The organism is Yersinia nurmii, assembly GCF_001112925.1.
GTDB classification, from domain to species: domain Bacteria; phylum Pseudomonadota; class Gammaproteobacteria; order Enterobacterales; family Enterobacteriaceae; genus Yersinia; species Yersinia nurmii.
Map to the genome: position 1 here is coordinate 146,471 of NZ_CPYD01000001.1, position 15,835 is coordinate 162,305.

Sequence of the window (15,835 nt, forward strand, 5' to 3'; positions counted from 1 at the left end):
CTCACGTCATTGAATAAAATATGTTGTTATTCGGCGGATGAATCCAGACCCGATAAATTAAATCGTCGGCGCAGCGGCGCTGCCCACTGCAAAAAACCGATCTCGCCGGTTTGTTTCCAACGCACTTCAAACCACATCAACATCAGATAATCGATCCACGGAGACCAGCGCGCTATTTGCCGCGTTAAGGCGACGATATCCTGATAGGCTCCCGCCTGCTGACCATATTGGCGTAAGAACGCCTGCTGCCGCGCGTTGTCCCACTCGTTAAACCGAAACATCGCGGCCAGCTCCAACGCCACGTCACCGTCTGCCGCATATTCCCAGTCGATTAATCGCAGGCCAGAATTTGTCTCGATAATATTTCCAGGGTGAATATCCATATGCAAAGGAACCAGGTTTAGCGGACGCGGCGTTTTTTGTGTCATAAAGCGTTTATGCAGTCGTAACCAGTCCGCGCTACGGCGCGACGGATCCATTCTTTCGCTATAACCGAGTAATTGTCGATGGATATTCAACGGATAGCCGGTGCGGGGAGCCTGATGCAGCCGCGCCACCCATTCCGCCAACGTGCCTCGTTCGGCCAGTTGCAGAAACTGCTGCGGTTCGACCACCGTACCATCCAGCCATTCCACCACCAACCACCGTTGATTGGCAATCATCACTCGCGGAGATAAATCACGCGCCGACATTTGCTGCAAAATGCGTCGCTCACGCTGACGATTAACACCTAATTCGCTTTTGGCTATCGATTGTTCCCGCGCCAGCCATTGGAAGTTTTGCCCGGTTATCCGCCAGCTTTCACCCGTCAAACCGGACACCGGGCTGAAATGGCAACCGGCGGTATTCACCGCCGGTATCCGTGTTTCAATCAAGGCACGTAGACTCGCTTCAACGCTGTACGTTGCCATGACCTGACCAGATAATTTCGCCTGTTTGTACCAGCATCAGTTGCATATCGATCTCCGGTGCTTTCACGTCGCCGCTCACGTCGCTATACAACACATATTGAGCGCTAACGTAACGTGCCAGACCAATGGCTTTGCTACGAGAACCAAGGCTATCTTCTTCCGACAGACCTAAAGTCTGTTTCGCTGCGGTTAACTGCGCAGCCGGAATCAGGGCAAATTTCTTGTTGGACGCCAATACCTGGTGCAGCGCGGCAGTCGCTTTACCGATCTGTAAGGCACCGTTGGTATTATTTTTAACGCTGTCCAGCAACAAAACGCTACCTGCGGCAACACCGTTGGCGTTGACCATTTGCGCCACCAATGGCTCAACGCTAGCCGTCCAATCAATAGGCTGCGGGGCTTTAGGCGGTTGAGGAACCTTATCGGCCGGTGGCGGTGTTTCAATCGGTGGCACCGGGGTAATAGGTTCAATGGTCGCAGGCTGCTCGGTCGGCTCCGGCGGCCGGGAAGGACAACCGGTCAATACCAGCGCGGCCAACGCCACAAATAAATACCTTTTCATTATCCCACTCCAACAACGCAATTATAAAAACAGATAGAGGCGCACGCTGCGCGCATCCAGATTCGGGGTGATTGACTGAATATCGACTTCTGAGTTTGGCGCTATCGTGACCTTTCGCGGCGTTTCAAAGGGCAACAAATCCAGCCCCTGAGCGTCATACCAGTAGAAACGATAATTCACCGTGACTGGCTTGGTACTGCTACTCATTAAGGTTGATGTTGCAATACTCCGCCCAGAAAGCGTCGAGATTGCTGGCTTCTCGGCCAGAATTCCGGCGGTGAGAACCGGCGAATCCATCACAACCGCTTGCCGTTGGTTAACGGCGATACCCTGCGGCGCGCTACAGCCCAGTAAAGTGATAACAGGAATCAGAAACATTCCCGGCAGTAAAAACGCCTTGAAACGGCGCATAGGCATACCTCGATTTAGCGATGACCGGAAAAGTCGCGATGCACAGAGCCATCACTTTACCGAATAATTATAAATTGCTTAATTATTTCGACTTAGCAGTGGTCCCAGTGGCTGACCGCCGACCAGGTGCATATGGATATGATAAACCTCCTGACCACCGTGACGATTACAGTTGATAATCAAGCGGTAACCGTCCTCGGAGATACCTTCCTGCTCTGCGATTTTAGCCGCAACGGTAATCATACGCCCCAGCGCCGCTTCATGTTCGACGGTGACATCATTAACCGTAGGGATCAGTATATTAGGAATAATAAGAATATGGGTGGGAGCCTGTGGTGCAATATCGCGAAACGCCGTAACCAACTCATCCTGATAAACTACATCAGCCGGAATTTCACGGCGGATAATTTTACTGAAAATTGTTTCTTCGGCCATAACATATTTCCTTCATAGGGGAAAAATCAGTGCATGCAGTATGAGCGACAATTTCTATCTGTTTCAACCTCATTAAGCTATTTCCGGCGCAAGTGCCGCAGAATCGCCCAGTTTTCTCAGTGAATTATCCCCCCCTCGGCAAGAGTCGGAAAATACCGTCTGCTGACCACAAGAAGCGTCAGCCAGAATCACACGTTGAAATCAAAGATAAAGCCCATAAAAAAAGGAGGCCTTAGCCTCCTTTTTGCACTCCCCGACCTGAATTAGTGGTTACGGATGTATTCGTCCATATCCGTTTTCAGGTTATCAGATTTGGTACCGAAGATAGCCTGAACGCCGGAACCGGCCACGACTACGCCCGCTGCACCCAGTTTCTTCAATCCAGCTTGGTCAACCTTGGATACATCCGCCACGCTCACACGCAGACGAGTGATACAGGCGTCCAGATTGGTGATGTTCTCTTTGCCACCGAAGGCTTGAACCAGCGCGGCTGACATTTCTGTGCCACCTTTAGCGCTTTGCTCAGTAGAGTTATCTTCGCGACCCGGCGTTTTCAGATCCAGTTTGGCAATTAGCACGCGGAAGATGGTGTAGTACACCAGACCGTAGCAGATACCGACCAGAGGGAACAGCCAGATGCGGCTACTGTTACCACTCAACACCACAAAGTCGATCAGACCGTGTGAGAAGCTGGTGCCATCGCGCATACCCAACAGAATACAGATTGGGAAAGCCAGCCCCGCCAGAATAGCGTGGATTACGTACAGAATCGGCGCAACGAACATGAAGGAGAACTCGATCGGTTCGGTAATACCGGTCAGGAACGAGGTCAATGCAGCAGAAATCATGATACCGCCGACTTTAGCGCGGTTTTCCGGCTTGGCTGAGTGCCAAATCGCAATTGCCGCCGCTGGCAGGCCGTACATTTTAAACAGGAAGCCACCGGACAGTTTACCCGCAGTTGGGTCACCGGCCATATAACGTGGAATATCACCGTGGAATACCTGACCGGCTGCGTTGGTGTATTCACCAATTTGCATTTGGAAAGGAACGTTCCAGATGTGATGCAGACCGAAAGGTACCAGCGAACGCTCAACTAAACCGTAGATGCCGAAAGCCACTACAGAGTTTTGGTAAGCTGCCCATTGGGAGAAAGTCTGAATCGCCGTACCGATTGGCGGCCAGATGAAGGACAGCGCTACGCCCAGGAAGATCGCCGTGAAGCCGGAGATAATCGGAACGAAACGTTTACCCGCGAAGAAGCCTAGATACTCAGGCAACTTAATACGATAGAAGCGGTTAAACATATAGGCTGCAATCGCACCTGCAATGATCCCGCCCAGCACGCCGGTATCGGCCAAATGCTTAGCTGCAATCTCTTCAGGAGGCAGATGCAGTACCAGCGGAGCCACAACCGCCATGGTTTTCACCATGATGCCGTAGGCAACAACCGCCGCCAATGCGGAAACACCGTCGTTATTGGTAAAACCTAAAGCTACACCAATAGCGAAGATCAACGGCATATTGGCGAAGACTGAACCGCCCGCTTCTGCCATAACATGAGAGACTACCGAAGGTAGCCAGCTAAAATTCGCGGAACCGACACCCAGCAGAATACCTGCAATAGGGAGGACGGATACCGGAAGCATTAGCGATTTACCTACTTTTTGCAGGTTTGCAAATGCGTTCTTAAACATAGTTGAGAGTGCTCCTGAGTAAATAGTGCTTTCTTACTGCTTCTCGCTTTTTATTGGCGTTACAAAGGGGGGAGTAAAGCCTTTGCGAATCGGGGTGTCTACAGCACCCCTTTAATTATTACGAAGAGTAAAATAAATAGCCTGCGTAATGTTTGATGACAGTCACGTTTCTTTGAAGAAGATGCCTTAACCCGTATAAAAAGGCGATTTTCCGTAAAGACACGTCAATGAAACCTTTCCACCCGCAATAAAACGGGTGGGAACATTACTCGCTTAGGGGATTAATTACGAGCTTAAAAATAACTATCGTCGTTCACGCTATTTGAGTGTGGCAGATTGTGCCAAATCATCCAGATGGAACAGTCGACAGAAATTAGCCGTGGTGGCCTCGGCCAGCGTTTCCAGACTAATGCCCTTCAGCACTGCCATGTATTCCGCCACATCGCGCACATAGGCTGGCTGATTTTCTTTGCCCCGATGAGGAACCGGTGCCAGATAAGGTGAATCTGTTTCAACCAGAATACGATCCAGCGGCACATAACGCGCCACATCGCGTAATTGCTCGGCATTACGGAAAGTGACTATGCCGGAGAAGGAAATATAAAAACCCAAATCCAGCAAAGTTTCTGCCGTTGCGATATCTTCGGTAAAGCAATGCAGCACCCCACCGCACTCCTGCGCCTGCTCTTCTTTCAGAAGGGTCAGAGTATCTACGCGAGCATCGCGGGTATGCACAATAACCGGTTTATTCAGATCCCGACCAATACGAATGTGTTCGCGGAAAGACGCCTGCTGCAACGGGATATTATCCTGCTGGTAGAAATAATCCAGCCCGGTTTCCCCCATAGCGATGACATTATCCGCGGCGGCCAACGCGCGCAGTTCGGCAAAATCATAGCCATCTTCCAGATTTAACGGATGCACTCCGCAGGAAAATGCCACTTCCGGACGTTCACCAATCATCGACGTCATGGCACGAAAACCCGGTAAAGTGGTCGCCACCGCCAGCATATAACCGACGTCACGCGCTTTGGCTTTAGCAACCACGTCATCGACGCTGGTGTGCAGCGCTTGATAATCCAGACTGTCCAGATGGCAATGGGAATCGACTAACAACATAATAAGTAAACTCTTTTACAACGAATGAGAAAATGTACGATCGGCGCCAGACAGTCCGTTTTCCCAATTGAGCAACTGCTCAGTGAGTAACAGCTCTCGGTTCACGCCGACGACTGAAGATAATTGATGGCGACAGCGCAGCCATTGATTGGCCGATTTCAACAACACAGCGATAGAAGCTGACTCAGCCAGTTGTTGCACCAGCGTTCGCTGATCCTGATTGACAATAAAATTCCCCGCGCCCTGCTGCCATTTCAATGCGTCCAGCAATAAAGAAGACAGCCAATACAAGCAATCGGCAACGTTATCCTGATTCAACTGCGGCAACAGTGACAACAAATCCTGACGGGCTAACGCTTCTGCCAACGCCTGACACAGCGCCGTTCGCTGCGCCCACCGCACCGGCTGCAACAGTTGCTCTGCCGCAATAGGTGCGCCTTCGCTCAGTTGCAACGCCGCAAGCATGGCGACCGGCTCAGCGCTGATTTGCCGCCCTAGCCACTGCATGCTTAAGGCGGTTTCGGGGCTAGCCAGATGCCAGTAAAAACAGCGACTCCGCAGCGTCGGCAACAGGCGGGAAGGCTCAAAGCATCCCAACAGGAAATACGTGTTTTCCGGCGGTTCTTCCAACGTTTTCAGTAAGGCGTTGGCCGCCGCATCGGTCAGGGATTCAGCCTGAGGCAGCCAGACCACTTTAGCTCCGCCCTGCTGAGCATGGGAATAAAGGGTATCAATTAAGTTCCGGACCAATTCAACGCCAATGCTGCTTTTGCCTTTTTCCGGCGACAGGACGTGCCAATCCGGATGATTTCCAGCCAGCATCAAACGGCAACTGTGACATTCGCCGCAGCTTTTCTCTCCCTGACGTTTCTGGCACATCAGCCAACGGCTCAATCCGTAAATCAGCGCATCGGCCCCGTTGCCCGACAACGCATGGATCAACAGGGCGTGATGGCCACGACCGGCGAGATGCTGCCCGACCAACTGGCGGTAAGGTGCGTTCAGCCACGGATACCAATTCATTACGCGCTTTCCCGTGCGTTTAACCACTGGGTCAGGGTTCGGCGAATATCCGCGCTGACCTTCTCCAGTGTCTGCGAAGCATCAATGGTTTGAATGGTTGAATCTGCTGCCGCCAGCGCCAGATAACGCGCCCGAGTGCGCTCAAAGAAAACCAAGGATTCTTGTTCAATACGATCTAACGCCCCGCGCTGGCGAGCGCGCTGCAATCCAATCGCCGGCGATAAATCCAGATACAACGTTAAGTCTGGGCGAAAATCGCCTAAAACCGTATCGCGCAGCGATGTCATCAGTTGGCTGTCAATACCGCGCCCCCCGCCCTGATAAGCCTGCGAAGAAAGATCGTGGCGATCGCCAACCACCCAGGCACCGCGTGCTAGCGCCGGTTTAATCACGTTTTCCACCAACTGCACCCGCGCGGCGTATAGCATCAACACTTCGGCCTTATCTGTCAGAACTTCGCCATCAATGCCTTGTTTAATCAGGTCGCGTAATTTTTCGGCCAACGGCGTACCGCCCGGCTCGCGGGTAAACACGATATCGTTAATACCCTGCTCGCGCAGCGTGGCGACCACGGTATCTCTGGCGGTGGTTTTGCCCGCACCTTCCAGACCTTCGATAACGATAAATTTACTGTCCATTTTTATCCTTTAACGCCTGACGATAAACGCGTACTGCCTGATTATGACTGGCTAAATTGGTGGTAAAGGTATGCCCGCCCTTACCATCAGCAACAAAGTAGAGATAAGGCGTTTTAGCCGGATGTGCTGCGGCCTGTAACGATGCCAACCCTGGCATGGCAATCGGCGTCGGCGGCATTCCAGCGATCACGTAGGTATTATACGGCGTTGGGGTTTCTAAATCCTTACGCGTGATATTTCCGGCATATTTATCACCCATACCGTAAATCACCGTAGGATCGGTTTGCAGCCGCATACCGATGCGTAGGCGATTGATAAATACCGAAGCCACTTTGGTTCGCTCATCATTGATCGCGGTTTCTTTCTCAATAATAGAAGCCATAGTGACTAAATCATTCGGCGTTTTATATGGCAACGAGCTATCCCGCCCTTCCCACACTTGGGCAACGGCTTTTTCCATTTCTTTATGCGCCCGTTTTAGCAAAGCCAGGTCCGGGGTACCTGCGGTATAAGAATACGTGTCAGGGTACAGCCAGCCTTCCGGATGTTCGGTATCTTTCAGGCCGATCAGTTCGGCAATTTCAGCGTGACTCTTACCCGCTAGCTCATGTTTGACATAGTCCGCCTGCTTCAAGGTTTCCATCCAGTCACTCAAACGAGAGCCTTCAATAAAACGGATACTGAACTGGGCTTCTTTACCACTGGCCAGTAGTTTCAACATCTCACGTATCGTCATACCCGGCGTAAAACGATAGGTTCCGGCTTTGAAATTGGCCAGATCCGGTTCGATCCGTAGTAACCACGGGAACAGTGTCGTATCCGCCACGATATGATCTTGCAGTAATAAGGTTTCAAGCCCTACTCGGCCAGTCCCCGCAGGCAGGGTAAAAATGGTGTCTTGCTTGATTTCCAGCGCGGAACCGGCAAAATTTTGCACTTTTTGATAGCCAAAAAACAGCAAACCCAAGCAGATCCCCACTAGGATGGTTAGTATTCTGAGGTTTTTTCTTTTCATCTATCGGCCATCTTTAAAATTTGGAATCGATATTAGCGATTAAATCGATATTAACAATGTGGTCGCAAGAATTCATACAGCTCTCGCGAGCTATAAGTCCATTCATGCGCTTGATTAACTGGAACCAGCGGCATTAACGCGTTGCAGATCAACACTTCATCTGCGTCTCTCAGCGTCTCTAAGGGTTCGGATACGCAGTGTAACGCGTATCGGGAAGCAAACAATCGCGCCATAATACGACGACGCATGATACCCGCCACCCCAGACTGACTCAGATCTGGCGTAAATACCGCCTCGCCTTTTCGCCAGAATAAATTAGCCGCACAGCATTCCACCAGCTGGCCTGCAGTGTCAAGCACCAGAGCCTCGTCCGCCGCTGTCTGCTCAAGATGCGCGCGAATCAGTACCTGCTCCAAACGATTGAGATGTTTAATCCCCGCCAGCAACGGATTGCGCGCCAACGCCACCGGACTTAACGCCAGCGTGATGCCCTCCTCGCGCCATGATGAATAGTGTGCCGGATAACCACTAATCGATAATACGCGCGTCGGCTGTTCACAGGCCACACCGCTGTAACCCCGCCCACCGCTGCCTCGGGTTAAAATCACTTTCAGCACGCCCTGCTGAGCCTGCCGCGCCAGTTCGGTCATTTCATGCTGTAATCGCGCCCAGTCAATCGTTGGCAGCAGTAAACGCTCCGCACCTTGCTGCAAGCGTTGTATATGCATGGGCAGCCAACAAACTTCACCATTGATCACTCGCGCCGTGGTAAAACAGCCGTCCCCGAACTGCAAGCCTCTGTCGGTTGCAGAGAGCTGGTTTTGCGCCATACCGTTTATCAACATCATATCCAACTCTCTTTTATTAATTAGGAGGTTTATCGAGTGAGCAAACATATTAATAAGCTATCACTGAGTTTACATCCCAAAATTTTCTCAACCGGATCTACCGCTTCTTCCGGATTTATCTGTTTTCGGTTCGCTTAAATTGGCAAACAATAGCTATAAAAAAACCCGGATAACCGGGTTTTTATCATCTGTGCTACTAATCAGCCGCTGTTACACTTTACGGAAAACTAATGAACCGTTAGTGCCGCCGAAGCCGAACGAATTACACAGGGTGTATTCCAAGCCTGAAACCTGACGTCCGGTGTGTGGAACGAAATCCAAATCACAGCCTTCATCTGGGTTATCCAGGTTAATGGTCGGCGGAATAGCCTGATCGCGCAGTGCCAGGACGGTAAAGATAGATTCTACCGCGCCCGCAGCACCTAACAAGTGGCCGGTCATGGATTTGGTTGAGCTAACCATGACTTTCTCTGCATCAGCGCCAAACACCGATTTAACCGCCTGCGTTTCCGCTTTATCACCCGCTGGCGTGGAAGTGCCGTGCGCGTTGATATAGCCGATTTGCGAGGTAGTGACACCCGCGTCACGTAACGCATTCACCATAGCCAAAGCTGCGCCTGAACCGTTTTCCGGCGGCGAGGTCATGTGGTAGGCATCGCTGCTCATACCGAAACCGACAACTTCTGCATAGATCTTAGCGCCACGCTTCTTCGCGTGTTCATATTCTTCCAGTACCATCATGCCGGCACCATCGCCCAGAACAAAACCGTCGCGATCTTTATCCCATGGGCGGCTAGCCGCTTGTGGATCGTCGTTACGGGTTGACAAGGCTCGCGCAGCACCGAAACCGCCAACGCCCAATGGCGTACTGGCTTTTTCTGCGCCACCGGCGACCATCACGTCAGCATCATTATAAGCAATGATACGGGCGGCATGGCCGATATTGTGCACACCAGAGGTACAGGCAGTCGCGATAGAGATACTCGGTCCACGTAAACCAAACTTAATGGTCAGGTGACCTGCAATCATATTCACGATAGTTGAAGGCACGAAGAACGGACTGATTTTCCGTGGCCCACCGTTAACCAGCGCGGTATGGTTTTCTTCAATCAGGCCTAAGCCACCAATACCAGAACCGATAGCGGCTCCGATACGGTCAGCGTTAGCTTCAGTCACTTCAAGACCGGAGTCTTGCATCGCCTGAATACCTGCCGCAATACCGTACTGAATGAAGGCATCCATTTTTCGTGCATCTTTGCGCGAAATGAATTCTTCACAGTCAAAATTTCTTACTAAGCCAGCAAACCGGGTTGCATAGGCGCTAGTATCGAAATGGTCGATCAGGCTGATGCCACTCTGCCCAGCAAGAACAGCATTCCATGTGGATTCTACTGTATTACCGACAGGAGACAGCATGCCCAGTCCAGTCACAACAACTCGACGCTTAGACACGTTTGTCCTCCAAGGAGGGAAAATAACACTTTGGGACAAAAAAACTTAGGCGGTCGAGTGACCGCCTAGATATGTTCGCTTACTGCTGACTAGCGTTGATAAAATCAATAGCTGCCTGAACAGTAGTGATTTTTTCTGCTTCTTCGTCTGGAATCTCGGTATCAAACTCTTCTTCCAGAGCCATTACCAGCTCAACGGTGTCAAGAGAATCAGCGCCAAGATCTTCTACGAAAGAAGCGTTGTTCAGTACTTCTTCCTGTTTAACACCAAGTTGTTCAACGATGATTTTCTTAACGCGTTCTTCGATAGTGCTCATACTCTTAAATTTCCTATCAAAACTCGCTTTCGCGATGGTTTTCGTAGTTTATAAAATGTTGAAAAAGATGCAACTAAATCTCGGCTGGTCGAACCACAATTTTGCATTATTTTGCGGTTTTCACCTCAAATAATGCAAAAAGTTCTGCCAGTGCTTAAACCATGTACATGCCGCCATTGACATGCAATGTTTCACCAGAGATGTAGCTGGCCTCGTCAGAGGCTAAAAATGCAACAGCGCTGGCGATTTCTTTAGCTTCCCCAAGCCGGTTAGCTGGTACTTGGGTTAAAATGCCTGCGCGTTGATCATCTGTCAACGCCCTAGTCATGTCCGTCTCAATAAAGCCAGGTGCCACGACGTTGACAGTAATGCCACGTGAAGCAACCTCACGCGCCAAAGACTTGCTAAAACCAATAACGCCAGCTTTAGCGGCCGCGTAGTTAACCTGCCCTGCATTGCCCATGGTCCCAACAACAGAACCAATTGTGATGATACGGCCAAACCGCTTTTTCATCATAGCTCGCATTACCGCTTTTGACAGACGGAACACGGAAGTCAGATTTGTATCCAGGATATCCTGCCACTCATCGTCTTTCATACGCATCAGCAGGTTATCACGCGTGATACCGGCATTATTCACTAAAATGTCGACTTCGCCAAATTCAGCACGAATAGTTGCCAGTACCGTGTCGATCGACGTGGGATCCACGACGTTCAACATTAAACCTTTACCCTTGTCACCCAAATAGGCGCTGATAGCTTCAGCCCCCTTCTCACTGGTCGCAGTACCAATGACAACGGCACCACGTTCGACCAATAATTCTGCAATAGCGCGGCCAATGCCACGGCTTGCGCCAGTTACCAGCGCAATTTTTCCTTCAAAGCTCATGCTATCCTCTTTATTATTGTTCAAGCGCTGCGGTCAGGGTCGCAACATCGTTTACCGGTGCTGCTGACAGTGTGTCCACGATACGCTTGGTCAGGCCAGTCAGAACTTTACCTGGGCCAACTTCCAGCAGCAGTTCAACGCCCTCTGCCGCCATAAATTCAACGCTTTCAGTCCAACGTACCGGATTGTATAGCTGACGTACCAGCGCGCTACGGATAGCGTCTGGTGACACTTCGGTTTTTACGTCTACGTTATTCACCACAGGGAACAGCGGCGCCTGGAATTCAATGTCTTCCAGAGTAACGGCCATTTTATCCGCCGCAGGTTTCATTAATGCGCAGTGTGAAGGCACGCTAACCGGCAAAGGCAGGGCTCGCTTGGCACCAGCCGCTTTACAGGCTGCACCGGCACGTTCTACCGCTTCTTTATTCCCGGCAATCACAACCTGCCCCGGCGAGTTAAAGTTAACCGGTGAAACCACCTGACCCTGTGCCGATTCTTCGCAAGCTTTGGCAATAGATTCATTATCCAGGCCAATAATAGCAGACATCGCGCCAGTCCCTTCAGGTACGGCTTCTTGCATCAGTTGGCCGCGTAATTCAACCAGCTTAACCGCCTGTTTGAAATCCAGAACGCCAGCACATACCAATGCTGAGTATTCACCCAGACTATGGCCCGCCATCATCGCAGGCGCTTTTCCGCCCTGCTGCTGCCAAACGCGCCAGATGGCTACTGAAGCGGTGAGCAACGCAGGCTGAGTCTGCCAGGTTTTGTTCAGTTCTTCTGTCGGTCCCTGCTGCACCAACTGCCACAAATCGTAGCCTAAAACCGAAGAAGCTTCGGTGAAAGTTTCTTCAACTATCGGAAATTGTGTAGCTAAATCAGCCAGCATACCCACGGTCTGAGACCCTTGACCTGGAAAAACCATTGCAAATTTCGACATCTTGCCTTCCTGTTAAATCAAAAGACTTTCTGTTAAATCAAAAACGAACCAGCGCAGAGCCCCAGGTGAAACCGCCACCAAATGCTTCCAACAGGACTAGCTGACCACGTTGAATCCGGCCATCACGTACCGCTTCGTCTAAGGCTGAAGGCACTGATGCAGCAGAGGTGTTACCGTGACGATCGAGAGTGATCACCACTTTATCCAACCCCATGCCTAATTTTTTCGCCGTAGCGCTGATAATGCGTAAATTTGCCTGATGCGGAACCAGCCAGTCCAGTTCTGAACGATCCAAGCCGTTGGCTTGTAACGTTTCATCGACAATATGCGCCAGTTCGGTCACGGCCACTTTAAACACTTCGTTACCCGCCATAGTGACGTAAGCAGGTTGTTCCTGGGTTTCGCGATTCTGGTAAGGCAGAGTCAATAACCCGCCGTAGCTGCCGTCCGCATGTAAGTGCGTCGACAGAATACCCGGCTCTTCAGACGCGCCCAGCAACACGGCACCAGCGCCGTCGCCAAACAGAATGATAGTGCCGCGATCTTCCGGATCCAATGCGCGAGACAATACGTCGGAACCAATCACCAGCGCATGACGCACTGCACCACTTTTCACATACTGATCGGCCACGCTCAGCGCATAGGTAAAACCAGCGCAGGCGGCAGCCAAATCAAACGCCGCGGCGTCTTTGATTCCTAACATCTGCTGCACCTGGCAGGCAGAACTTGGGAAAGCGTGACTGGAAGAGGTGGTGGCGACAATAATCAGCCCAACATCGTCTTTACTGACGCCAGCCATTTCCAGCGCGTTCTCTGCTGCACGGAAAGCCATGGTGGCCACATTTTCATCCGGTGCTGCAATACGACGTTCACGAATACCGGTGCGAGTCACGATCCACTCGTCGCTGGTTTCCACCATTTTTTCTAAATCAGCATTGCTGCGCACTTGTACGGGCAGATAGCTCCCCGTGCCGAGAATCTTTGTATACATGTACGTTCAGTCACTCTTGGGTAATACCGCTTCAAGGCGCGCGGCGATCCTTTCAGGAACCTGCCGCTGCACCGCCTGCACAGCCTGTTCTATTGCGACTGCAAACGCACGTTGGTTCGCAGCGCCGTGGCTCTTGATTACGATGCCCCGTAATCCTAACAGACATGCGCCATTATACTGGTCGGGGTTCAGATGCCCGAACCGCTTGGCCACGCGTTTTTGCAGCCAACGCCCCAGTAGTTTAAGCCACCAGGACTTTTTATTGTTCTCGCCCGATGGTTTGAGCAACGACAAGAACATTCTTATCACGCCTTCCATGGTCTTAAGGGTGACGTTACCCACGAAGCCGTCACAAACCATTACGTCGGTTTTCCCGGTCAGCAAATCATTGCCTTCCAGATAACCAATATAATTTATCGCCGGTGTATTTTTTAATACTGCGGCGGCTTCGCGGATATTATCCAAACCTTTGGTTTCTTCTTCGCCAATATTTAACAGCGCGACACGAGGGGAGGTTATCCCCACGACTTCTTCGGCCATGACTGAACCCATCACGGCAAATTGCACCAACATGGTGCTGTCGCACTCCACATTTGCTCCCAGATCCAACACCACGGTTTTACTACGGCGTTGGTTCGGGATCACCGTCATCAGAGCCGGCCGCTCAATCCCTTCTAACGGCTTAATCATCAACTTTGCCAACCCCATTAACGCTCCGGTATTCCCGGCACTCACACAGGCTTGAGCCTCACCGTTTTTGACCAAATCCAATGCGACACGCATCGATGTACCACGGCTGGCGCGAATTGCTTGTGAGGGTTTAGCGTCGCTGGCAATAACATGCTCAGCGGGAATTACCTGCAACCTTTCCAGCAACAAAGGATCGGTGTGGGCAAGTAATGGAGTGATGGCGTCGGGGTTTCCGACCAGCAGAAGCTTAAGTTGTGGATTAAAGGCCAGTGCCTGCAATGAAGCAGGCACTGTGACGCAGGGACCGAAGTCCCCACCCATTGCATCTAACGCTAGGGTTAGACAAGTCAAGGTATCGCCTTGCTAAAGATTAGCAAGTACTACTCAGCCGATAACCTTGCGGCCGCGGTAGAAACCGTCGGCTGTGATGTGGTGACGCAGGTGAGTTTCACCGGAAGTTTTGTCCACAGACAGAGTGGCAGTGGTCAGAGCATCGTGTGAACGACGCATGCCACGTTTGGAACGAGTTGGTTTGTTCTGTTGTACGGCCATTGACCTTACTCCTTAATTACTTTTCTTTAAACTGGCTAATACGGCAAATGGATTCGGTTTCTCCACCTCTGCAGGCAGTTTACCAAATACCATGTCCGCCTCGGACACTTCACAGTGTTCAGATTCATGTACCGGAACGACCGGCAGTGAAAGAATAATTTCGTCTTCAATCATTGCCAACAGATCAACTTCGCCAAAATCGTCGACTTCGATCGGTTCGTACGCTTCCGGTAATGCTTCAGCCTGCTCGTCATTGACGATCGGGCTAAAACAATATGTTGTGTGGACATGGTGTGCGAAGGTGCCACCGCAGCGCTGGCACATCAACGTAACGTCGACGTCCGCATGACCTGTGATAACCGCCAGGCGCTGATTATCGATATTAAACGATAAGGAGGCCACGACATCGCTGTCCACACTAACCACGGATTCGGCAACGCGTGTAACTTGCTCAGGGGAATAGATACCTGCGTAATCTAGTCGCTTCTGGGCAGTACGAACCGCATCAATGGTCAGGGGTAATTTTACTTTTTGCATAGGGCGCGCATATTAACTTTGTAACGACATAGAGTCAAAGAAAAAGGCCATTCAACCGCACCTTTCACCAATATTCGCTTCCTCAGCGGCGGACAGTTTAAAATGACTGATTAAATTACGCCACGGTTTATGGAAAATATTATGTCTCAGTTAGTTTTGGCTTCAACTTCTTCTTATCGCAAGGCATTGCTGGAAAAACTTCAATTGCCCTTTATTACCGCAGCGCCAGATATCGATGAAACCCCATTACCGCAGGAAGACGCCCCAACGTTAGTGCAGAGACTCGCCAGCGCCAAGGCTGCTGCGTTGGCTGAATACTATCCGCAGCATTTGATTATTGGCTCTGATCAGGTCTGCGTGCTAAACGGCAAAATAACCGGTAAACCGCACAATCATGAGAATGCGTTTAAACAATTACGCCAAGCCAGCGGCCAATGTGTCACTTTTTATACCGGTTTGGCGCTGCTCAATTCCGCTAGCGGCCATATAAATATTCAGTGCGAAACTTTTCAGGTGTATTTCAGAACGCTAAGCGATGATGAAATAAACGGCTACTTAAGCATAGAACAGCCCTGGAATTGTGCCGGTAGCTTTAAAAGTGAGGGGTTGGGAATAAGTCTGTTCGATCGCTTAGAAGGTCGCGATCCCAATACCTTGATTGGTCTACCGCTAATTGCGCTTAATCAGATGTTGATGGAACAAGGGGTTAATGCGTTGTTAAGTCAGAACAGCGCAGATAAGCGCTAATAATAAGACAATAAAAAGAGTGAGATACCAAAGTAAGGCGCACTCTCGCGCCTTACCGA

At 50.8% G+C, this 15,835-nt stretch carries 19 protein-coding genes; 1 reads left to right on the forward strand and 18 read right to left on the reverse strand.

Annotation, left to right across the window (positions count from 1 at the left end; all coding sequences use genetic code 11):
• Positions 1–26: 26 nt before the first annotated feature.
• From thiK to yceD, 18 genes are all read right to left on the reverse strand, one after another.
• A complete protein-coding gene (gene thiK / locus AD970_RS00635) occupies positions 27–911 on the reverse strand; it encodes a thiamine kinase (RefSeq protein WP_049596413.1) in 885 nt (294 codons plus the stop codon).
• Entirely contained in the window at positions 892–1,473 is a 582-nt protein-coding gene (gene lpoB, locus AD970_RS00640; RefSeq protein WP_049596414.1) for a penicillin-binding protein activator LpoB, read from the reverse strand. Before lpoB ends, thiK begins: the two co-directional genes overlap by 20 nt.
• A gap of 21 nt (positions 1,474–1,494) precedes the next feature.
• Positions 1,495–1,884 carry a YcfL family protein gene (locus AD970_RS00645; RefSeq protein WP_049596415.1) on the reverse strand — a complete coding sequence of 130 codons (390 nt, stop codon included), beginning with the start codon at positions 1,882–1,884 and terminating at the stop codon, positions 1,495–1,497.
• A gap of 78 nt (positions 1,885–1,962) precedes the next feature.
• Positions 1,963–2,319, reverse strand: coding sequence for a purine nucleoside phosphoramidase (gene hinT, locus AD970_RS00650; RefSeq protein WP_049596416.1), 357 nt, complete (start codon positions 2,317–2,319; stop codon positions 1,963–1,965).
• Between the two features lie 263 nt (positions 2,320–2,582).
• Entirely contained in the window at positions 2,583–4,016 is a 1,434-nt protein-coding gene (gene ptsG, locus AD970_RS00655; protein ID WP_049596417.1) for a PTS glucose transporter subunit IIBC, read from the reverse strand.
• Positions 4,017–4,334: 318 nt separating this feature from the next.
• Positions 4,335–5,135 (reverse strand): metal-dependent hydrolase, encoded by an 801-nt coding sequence (locus tag AD970_RS00660; RefSeq protein ID WP_049596418.1) that lies wholly within the window; start codon positions 5,133–5,135, stop codon positions 4,335–4,337.
• A 15-nt stretch (positions 5,136–5,150) separates the two neighbouring features.
• Positions 5,151–6,158 carry a DNA polymerase III subunit delta' gene (holB, locus tag AD970_RS00665; RefSeq protein ID WP_049596419.1) on the reverse strand — a complete coding sequence of 336 codons (1,008 nt, stop codon included), beginning with the start codon at positions 6,156–6,158 and terminating at the stop codon, positions 5,151–5,153.
• Positions 6,158–6,796 (reverse strand): dTMP kinase, encoded by a 639-nt coding sequence (gene tmk / locus AD970_RS00670; RefSeq protein WP_049596420.1) that lies wholly within the window; start codon positions 6,794–6,796, stop codon positions 6,158–6,160. The genes holB and tmk overlap by 1 nt, the downstream gene beginning before the upstream one ends.
• Entirely contained in the window at positions 6,786–7,811 is a 1,026-nt protein-coding gene (gene mltG, locus AD970_RS00675; protein ID WP_049596421.1) for an endolytic transglycosylase MltG, read from the reverse strand. Before mltG ends, tmk begins: the two co-directional genes overlap by 11 nt.
• 50 nt (positions 7,812–7,861) lie before the next feature.
• Positions 7,862–8,659: an aminodeoxychorismate lyase gene (gene pabC, locus AD970_RS00680; protein WP_049596422.1), complete on the reverse strand. Its 798-nt coding sequence runs from the start codon at positions 8,657–8,659 to the stop codon at positions 7,862–7,864.
• Positions 8,660–8,869: 210 nt separating this feature from the next.
• Positions 8,870–10,111, reverse strand: a complete 1,242-nt coding sequence (fabF, locus tag AD970_RS00685) for a beta-ketoacyl-ACP synthase II (protein WP_072080568.1) — start codon at positions 10,109–10,111, stop codon at positions 8,870–8,872.
• Between the two features lie 79 nt (positions 10,112–10,190).
• Positions 10,191–10,427, reverse strand: coding sequence for an acyl carrier protein (gene acpP, locus AD970_RS00690; RefSeq protein WP_004719003.1), 237 nt, complete (start codon positions 10,425–10,427; stop codon positions 10,191–10,193).
• A 154-nt stretch (positions 10,428–10,581) separates the two neighbouring features.
• Positions 10,582–11,316 carry a 3-oxoacyl-ACP reductase FabG gene (fabG, locus tag AD970_RS00695; protein WP_049596424.1) on the reverse strand — a complete coding sequence of 245 codons (735 nt, stop codon included), beginning with the start codon at positions 11,314–11,316 and terminating at the stop codon, positions 10,582–10,584.
• A 13-nt stretch (positions 11,317–11,329) separates the two neighbouring features.
• On the reverse strand, positions 11,330–12,259 hold the full coding sequence (gene fabD / locus AD970_RS00700) for an ACP S-malonyltransferase (RefSeq protein WP_049596425.1): 930 nt from the start codon (positions 12,257–12,259) through the stop codon (positions 11,330–11,332).
• A gap of 37 nt (positions 12,260–12,296) precedes the next feature.
• Positions 12,297–13,250, reverse strand: a complete 954-nt coding sequence (locus AD970_RS00705; protein ID WP_049596426.1) for a beta-ketoacyl-ACP synthase III — start codon at positions 13,248–13,250, stop codon at positions 12,297–12,299.
• Between the two features lie 6 nt (positions 13,251–13,256).
• Entirely contained in the window at positions 13,257–14,291 is a 1,035-nt protein-coding gene (gene plsX, locus AD970_RS00710) for a phosphate acyltransferase PlsX (protein ID WP_072080569.1), read from the reverse strand.
• Between the two features lie 33 nt (positions 14,292–14,324).
• Entirely contained in the window at positions 14,325–14,492 is a 168-nt protein-coding gene (gene rpmF / locus AD970_RS00715) for a 50S ribosomal protein L32 (RefSeq protein WP_002210931.1), read from the reverse strand.
• 12 nt (positions 14,493–14,504) lie between these two features.
• A complete protein-coding gene (yceD, locus tag AD970_RS00720; protein ID WP_049596428.1) occupies positions 14,505–15,029 on the reverse strand; it encodes a 23S rRNA accumulation protein YceD in 525 nt (174 codons plus the stop codon).
• A gap of 141 nt (positions 15,030–15,170) precedes the next feature.
• On the opposite strand from yceD, the gene AD970_RS00725 reads away from it, so the two are divergent.
• Positions 15,171–15,776: a Maf family protein gene (locus AD970_RS00725; RefSeq protein WP_049596429.1), complete on the forward strand. Its 606-nt coding sequence runs from the start codon at positions 15,171–15,173 to the stop codon at positions 15,774–15,776.
• The last annotated feature ends 59 nt before the right edge of the window (positions 15,777–15,835 follow it).